A 632-nucleotide genomic window follows, 5' to 3' on the forward strand; every position below is an offset into this window, starting at 1 on the left:
CCCAACTCACATTGATTTGAACGACGCGATGGTTGAACGCCTCAAAGAGATGTCAAACCGTCTCGATGCTGAACCGTATCTCGTCAACGCTTATCCTGTTACACCGGCTAACATTACGATTGAGTTGCCTGAATTTGACCCAACGACCTACACGGATGCGGTTCGTGGCCACCATCTCACCGCAATGAAAGCATTGAGACAAAAACATGGCATCGACGAAGAACAAACCATCGTAGAACAAGGTTTACCAGAAGACGTCATTCCTGCAGCAGCGGAGCGATTAAATGCAGCAATGGTGATTTTGGGTACGACTGGTCGTACGGGTCTTTCAGCGGTCTTTATCGGTAACACGGCAGAGCATGTGATCGATAAGATTAACTGTGATGTACTGGCATTAAAACCAAAAGGTTATATCAGCCCTCTCGATCCAAATACCGCAACGTAGAGCAAATAATCAAATATAAAAACGCCCCTCTTTTGGGGCGTTTTATTTTCGGTTTCAGCAAGTACAAAATAGGAGGCATCGTTGCCTCCTATTTACTAGATGTTCGTTACATCGATGAATAGAGATTCATCGATGTTAGTTGAAGAAACGACTGCTTCACTAAACTCATACTCTTCGCGGCTACCGT

The 632-nt window shown here is 44.9% G+C and carries 1 protein-coding gene; it reads left to right on the forward strand.

Features of this window, described 5'->3' with window-relative positions:
• Positions 1-445, forward strand: a 445-nt coding sequence (locus R7Q09_RS26495; RefSeq protein WP_318143987.1) for a universal stress protein, incomplete at its 5' end; no start/stop codon positions are given.
• Positions 446-632: the final 187 nt, after the last annotated feature.

It is taken from the genome of Vibrio sp. 2130-1, assembly GCF_033339515.1.